General features: G+C 70.3%; 5 protein-coding genes. 1 reads left to right on the top strand and 4 read right to left on the bottom strand.

The window, feature by feature from the left end; all coding sequences use genetic code 11:
- Positions 1-115: 115 nt before the first annotated feature.
- The 4 genes from ACFVH0_RS40325 to ACFVH0_RS40310 form a co-directional block, all read right to left on the bottom strand.
- Positions 116-955 carry an SDR family NAD(P)-dependent oxidoreductase gene (locus ACFVH0_RS40325; RefSeq protein ID WP_385828410.1) on the bottom strand — a complete coding sequence of 280 codons (840 nt, stop codon included), beginning with the start codon at positions 953-955 and terminating at the stop codon, positions 116-118.
- A gap of 187 nt (positions 956-1,142) precedes the next feature.
- Positions 1,143-1,988, bottom strand: coding sequence for an amidohydrolase family protein (locus ACFVH0_RS40320; RefSeq protein WP_259934774.1), 846 nt, complete (start codon positions 1,986-1,988; stop codon positions 1,143-1,145).
- The gene (locus ACFVH0_RS40315; protein WP_385828409.1) at positions 1,985-3,172 is read right to left on the bottom strand and encodes a mandelate racemase/muconate lactonizing enzyme family protein; all 1,188 of its coding nucleotides are present in this window, start codon (positions 3,170-3,172) and stop codon (positions 1,985-1,987) included. Before ACFVH0_RS40315 ends, ACFVH0_RS40320 begins: the two co-directional genes overlap by 4 nt.
- On the bottom strand, positions 3,172-4,542 hold the full coding sequence (locus ACFVH0_RS40310; RefSeq protein ID WP_385828408.1) for an aspartate aminotransferase family protein: 1,371 nt from the start codon (positions 4,540-4,542) through the stop codon (positions 3,172-3,174). Before ACFVH0_RS40310 ends, ACFVH0_RS40315 begins: the two co-directional genes overlap by 1 nt.
- A 292-nt stretch (positions 4,543-4,834) precedes the next feature.
- Between ACFVH0_RS40310 and ACFVH0_RS40305 the strand changes: the two genes are divergently transcribed.
- Positions 4,835-5,692, top strand: coding sequence for an IclR family transcriptional regulator (locus tag ACFVH0_RS40305; RefSeq protein ID WP_385828407.1), 858 nt, complete (start codon positions 4,835-4,837; stop codon positions 5,690-5,692).
- Positions 5,693-5,930 lie beyond the last annotated feature (238 nt).

Here is a 5,930-nt window from a genome sequence, read left to right as displayed (position 1 = left end):
AGCGGAAGGTGAAGCAGAGGGCTGAGCGGGGGACGATGCATTGACGGACATGGCGGAGGCGCTCCTCGCGTAGTCGATGCGTGCTCGGTGAGAACCGACTGCCGGTCGGTCGCGGTCAGATCGTGCTGCGGTACGGCGGCATGAAGCGCATACGAGGCATCTGGTCGGCCAGCACTCCCCCGTCGACGACGATGCGCGCCCCGGTGAGATACGCCCCGGCGTCCGAGGCGAGCAGCAGCAGCGCGCCCACGCATTCGTCGGGCTGCGCGTACCTGCCGAGCGGGATGCGCTCGCGGTACGCGGATTCGAAGGCCTCCCGGTCGAAGGGGAATTCGCCGTCGATGGGGGTCTCGACCATGCCGGGGGCGAGGGTGTTGGCGGTGATGCCGTGCGGGGCGAGCTCGACCGCCAAGGTCTCGGTGAGGAGTTGGGCGGCGGCCTTGGAGGCGTTGTAGTGGGCCAGGCCGGCCTCCGCCACCAGGGCGTTCTTCGAGGTGATGGTGATGATGCGGCCCGCGACCGAGTCCGCCGTCATGTGTTCGGCGATGCGCTGGCTGAGGAAGAAGACGGCGTCGACGTTGACCCGCATGATGTGCGACCAGCTCGCCGGGGTGATCTCGTTGAAGCGCTCCAGCGCCGCGGTGCCCGCGTTGTTGACCAGGATGTGCAGCGGGCCCGCCTCGGCGCGTACGGCGTCGACGAAGCCGGGCAGCGCGTCGATGTCCGCGAGGTCCTGGCCGTAGGTCCGGCACCGGCGGCCGAGTGCCTCGATCGCCGCCGCGGTCTCGGCGATGCCCTGGGCACCGGGCAGGTCGACGAGGACCAGATCGGCGCCGGCCTCCGCGAGGCCGACGGCGAAGGACCGGCCGAGGCCCCGGGCGGCCCCGGTCACGACCGCGGTGCGACCGGTCAGATCGAAGCGGTCGGTGCCGCGGGGCGGGACGGCTGCGGTCATGGCGGGGTTCCTCCAGGCGGAGCGGTGCGGAGAGGGGTGTGTCGGCTCCGGTACTGATCGCCGGAGGGGTCCGGGCCGCCGCGCTGGGACACATGGGTGATGGCGCGGCGGCCCGGCTGCCGGTCGGTACCGGGCGACAGGGGGATGACCCCGGCACCGTACCGGCAGGTTCGGGGGAACGGCCGGATCAGCCGTTCAGGCCCAGCAGATCCAGCGACGGCCGGTGGATGATCTCCTCCACCGCGTCCACGTCGAGCGGTGGCAGCCCGGGGATGCCGGGGATGCGGGCGATCTCCCGCAGCCCCTTCACCGAGTCGTCGACCGTCGTGAACGGGTAGTCGCTGCCGAACATCAGCTTGTGGAAGACCCCGTAGTCCTGGACCAGCCGGAGGCTGTGCCAGAGCTGGAAGGGCCGGTAGTGCAGGGCGCTGATGTCCGCGTACACATGCGGGTGCTTGCGGATGACCGCGATGCACTCGCCCTCGAAGGGGTGGCCGAGGTGGGCGAGGACCATCCGCAGTTCCGGGTGGCGGATGGCGACCGCGTCCAGGTGGCGGGGCATCGCCCACTCCAGCGGCGCGCTCGACACGAAGGTCGTGCCGGTGTGCACCAGGAGCGGGAGGCCGTGCCGTTCGGCGTACGTGTACAGCTCGTCGTACTCCTCGGCGGCCGGGTCGAAGCCCGCGTACATCGGCATCAGCTTGATGCCGCGCAGGCCCAGTTCCTGGTGGCCGTAGCGGAGTTCGTCCTGCCAGCCGGGCTGGGTCGGGTCCAGGGACAGATAGCCGATCAGCCGGTCGGGGTGCGCTCCGGCGTACGAGGCGACGGCCGCGTCGTCGACCCAGAGGCCGCTGCGCCGCGCCTTGCCGCCGACGACGATCGTGCGGGTGCCCTCGGGGGCGGTGGCCTCGTACTCCTCCCACTTCACCGTGAGGTCGACCTCGCCCGCGTGGGCGCGGGCGGAGTCGGACTTGAACGGGTCGGTGAAGTCGTGGCTGTGCCGGAAGAGGTGCGAGTGGACGTCGACGATCATGTCCGGTTCCGCTTCTCCCAGCCGTCCGCGAACATGTTCCAGAAGCGGTGGCTGGGCGGGTGCTCCTCGAAGACCTCGTCGACGAGCTCGACGCCGAGGCCCGGTGCGGTCGGCAGGCCGATCCGGCCGTCGACGATCGGGAGGGTGCCCTTGAGCGCGTCGAAGACGTAGTCCTCCAGGAGTCCGTCGAAGGTTTCGAGGATCTTGAAGTTGGGGATTCCGAGCGTCGCGTGCACCGAGACGGTGGTGCAGAGCGGCGAGTTCGAGTTGTGCGGGGCCACGAGCATGCCATGGGTATCGGCGATCGCGGCCAGTTTCCTGACCTCGGTGAAGCCGCCGGCCATGGAGAGGTCGGGCTGGATGATGTCGACCGCGTCGGTGGCGAAGAGCTGCTTGTACTCGTAGCGGTTGTGGAAGTGCTCACCGCCGGAGATCGGGAACGCGGCGCGCTGACGCAGTTCCGCGTAGCGCTCGATGTGGGTCCACGGCATCGGTTCCTCGAACCAGCCGATGTCGAAGGGTTCCAGCTCGCGCACCAGCCGGGCCGCGGTCGGCATGGCGAACCGGGCGTGGCCCTCGATGAACAGGTCGACGTCCGGTCCGATGGCCTCGCGGACGGCGGCCACGAGGTCGACGGAGCGGCGCAGCTCGGCGCGCTCCAGCTCATGCAGCCCGGGGCCGAACGGGTCGAACTTGAGGGCGGTGAAGCCCTTCGCCACGGTCTCCTTCGCCTTGGCCGCGAAGATCTCGGGCTCGCGCTCGCCGGTGTACCAGCCGTTGGCGTACACGCGTACGTCGTCGCGGCAGGCGCCGCCGGTCAGCCGGTAGGCGGGAACCCCGAGCGCCTTGCCCATCAGGTCGTACATGGCCTGGTCGAGGCCGGACAGGGCGACGCCGCCCATGTCGCCGCCGCGCAGGAAGTCGCCCTGGTAGACGCGGAGCCAGAGCTCCTCGATGTCGAAGGGGTCGGCGCCGATGAGGTGGCGCCGGGCGATCGCCTCGGTGAGCTCGCAGACCTCGCGGACCCGGTAGGGGTGGGTGATCTCGCCGATGCCGGACAGGCCCTCGTCGGTGTGGACCCGGACATAGCCGAAGTCGCGCCAGGAGGTGCCGAGCATCAGGGTCTCGACGCGGGTGATACGGCCGGCGGGGCCCGCCGGGCGGGTGCGGTTGACGGTCAGCATCAGCGGGTCGCCCCGCCCATGGTGGAGGTGTTCTCCAGGTCGCGGGCGCCGCCCTCGGCGAGCACGGCCTTGACCGCGGCCTCGGTGCCCTCGATGAGACGGTCCACGTCGGCGTCGGTGTGGGCGTAGCTGATGTGGCTGCGCTTGAGGTTGAGCGGCAGCTCGAACAGGCCGTGGTCGAGGAGCTTGCGGCGGTAGCCGACGAACAGGGAGGCGTCGTTGTTCAGCAGGTCCGCGTAGGTGCGGGGGGCCTCGCCGGGCATGAAGTAGCTGACGAAGACGGAGCCGTAGCCGGTGACGACGGCGGGGACGCCGAGGCGCTCGTACAGTCCGGTCAGTTCGGTGCGGACCCGCTCGCCGAGCCGGAAGACGTGCTCGTGGACCGGCTCCTCGCGGAGCTTGCGCAGGGTGGCGAGGGCCGCGGCGACGACGGACGGGTGGCCGTTGTACGTGCCGGCGAAGAAGGCGGGCGCGCCGGGGCGGGTGGAGAAGAGGTCCATCAGATCGGCGCGGCCGCCGATCGCGCCGACGGGGGCGCCGTTGGCGATGGCCTTGCCGAGGGTGGTGAGGTCGGGGGTGACGCCGGAGATCTTCTGCCAGCCGCCGATGTCGTGGCGGAAGCCGGTGATGACCTCGTCGAAGACGAGGATGCTGCCGGCCTTCGTGGTCTCCTCGCGCAGCGTGGTGAGGAACTCCTGGTACGGCAGGAGCGCGCCGACGTTGTGCGGGACGGGCTCGACGATCACGGCGGCGATGTCGGAGCCGTGCTCGGCGAAGGCGCGGCGGACGGCCTCGCTGTCGTTGAACGGCAGGACGAGGGTGGCTTCGAGGACCTCGGGCAGGATGCCGGTCGAGATCGGGTCGTGGCCGCCGACCTTCTCCGGTGCGGAGATGACGTTGAGGCTGACCGCGTCGTGCCAGCCGTGGTAGCAGCCCTGGAACTTGACGACCAGGCGGCGGCCGGTGGCGGCGCGGGAGACGCGCAGCGCGTGGAACGTGGCCTCGCTGCCGGTGCTGGTGAGCAGCACCTTCTCGATGGAGGGGATCAGCTCGGTGAGCTGTTCGGCGAGGAGGACCTCGCCCTCGGTGACACCGACGCCCATGTGGCCGAGGGTGGCACCGGCCTCGGCGGTGGCGCGGGCCACGTCGGGGTCGTTGTGGCCGAGCAGAGGCGGTCCGAACGCCGAGTGGAAGTCGGTGTACTCGCGTCCGTCGGCGGTACGGAACCGTGCGCCGTCCGTCCCCGTGACGACCAGGTCGGTCAGTCCGGGAACGCTGCGCTGACCGCTGTTCACGCCGCCGGGCACGACCTGGCGGGCGCGCTCGGCGAGTCGGGCTCCGGATTCGTTGCCCACCGGGCCTGAACTCATATCGCTTGCTCCTTGCGTCGAGAGTCGTCGGTCTTCGCAGGCCCTGCCCGGCCCGTGAATCCCTGGCGCCATCCGCCCGGCAGTCGCCGCAGGAAGGGGATGATCCGTGGTGCTTGGGATAGTGCGTTTCGTTTTTCCAGAACGCTGTTCTGTAGTGCAGAACAGTGCCTGGATATTACGTCCGGCTCCGGGGCCGGTCAAGACCTTTTCGGCCCCAGGAAGGCCCGATTCCGCACCTTCTTCACAGAGAACGCGCGTTCCGGCCCTCCCCGAGGGACTAGGCTGTTCTGCTATGACGAACAGTGCTGCCCCAGAAGAACCGAAGTACTGGGTCAAGAGCGTGGCCAGGGCAGCGGACATCCTCGAAGCGCTCGCCGCCCCCGCACAGGGGAACGGCCTGAGCGTCACGGAGGTCGGCCAGGCCTGCTCCATCTCCAAGAGCGCCGCCTTCGGCATGCTCCAGACCCTCCGCGCCTACGGCCTCGTCTCGGACGACGGCGAGGGCATGAACCGCCGCTACCGGCTCGGCATGAGCCTGGCCCGGCTCGGCGACCGGGCCCGCTCCCAGGTGTCGCTGCGCGGCGTCGCCCACCCGGTGCTGCGCGAGCTGACCCGGACCACCGGGATGGCGTCCAGGCTCGCGGTCCCCGAGGACGGCCACGCGGTCGTCGTGGACCAGGTCGAGCTCGACCAGCGCGTCCGGCTCGACCTGCGGATGGGGCAGCGCGAGCTGCCGCACTGCACGGGCCTGGGCAAGGCGCTGCTCTCCGCCGTGCCGCCGAGCGAGGCCGCCGCGGTCGTCGAGCGGTTCGGGCTGCCCCGGCGCACCTCCCGCACCATCACCGACCCGGCGACCTTCCTGTCGCATCTGCGCGACATAGCCCGGGTCGGCTACGCCCTGGACGACGAGGAGGACGCCGAGGGCATCATCTGCATCGGCGCGCCTGTCTTCGACGACCGTTCGGTCTGCGCCGGGGCCGTCTCGATCACCGGTCTCAAGCTCGGCCTGCCGGCCTGGCGCTACCAGGAACTGGGCGGCCAGGTACGGGACGCGGCCCGGCGGATCAGCGTCTCGCTCGGCTGGGTCGACGACTCGGACGACACCGCATCCGACAGCGACACGTCACATTCCGACGGATTCGGGTCTTGACCAAATGGCTTAACCCGCCGTAGGTTCCCTGCCAACCGCGGTGACACTCCAAGGTCACCGGCGTTTTACCCTTTCCGACCTGGTTCCGGCGCCTGCCCATCGTGCTGTGAACACCCGCCGGTCGGACCCTTTTCAGCCATCCGCCTCATGGCAGTCCCCCGCAGGAACGCTCCCTCACTTATCGCACTTCTCGGAAGGCGAAGTCCGCATGAGCGTTCCGCACCAACACACCCCCGCC

The organism is Streptomyces sp. NPDC127117, assembly GCF_042677325.1.
Lineage (GTDB): Bacteria > Actinomycetota > Actinomycetes > Streptomycetales > Streptomycetaceae > Streptomyces.
Note: the sequence above shows the minus strand (reverse complement) of the source record. Positions and strands in the feature narration are given on the sequence as shown.

Bases quoted from the DNA above. Each gene is read 5' to 3' on its own strand.
- ACFVH0_RS40325 (WP_385828410.1), bottom strand. From the start codon at position 955: ATGACCGCAGCCGTCCCGCCCCGCGGCACCGACCGCTTCGATCTGACC.
- ACFVH0_RS40320 (WP_259934774.1), bottom strand. From the start codon at position 1,988: ATGATCGTCGACGTCCACTCGCACCTCTTCCGGCACAGCCACGACTTC.
- ACFVH0_RS40315 (WP_385828409.1), bottom strand. From the start codon at position 3,172: ATGCTGACCGTCAACCGCACCCGCCCGGCGGGCCCCGCCGGCCGTATC.
- ACFVH0_RS40310 (WP_385828408.1), bottom strand. From the start codon at position 4,542: ATGAGTTCAGGCCCGGTGGGCAACGAATCCGGAGCCCGACTCGCCGAG.
- ACFVH0_RS40305 (WP_385828407.1), top strand. From the start codon at position 4,835: ATGACGAACAGTGCTGCCCCAGAAGAACCGAAGTACTGGGTCAAGAGC.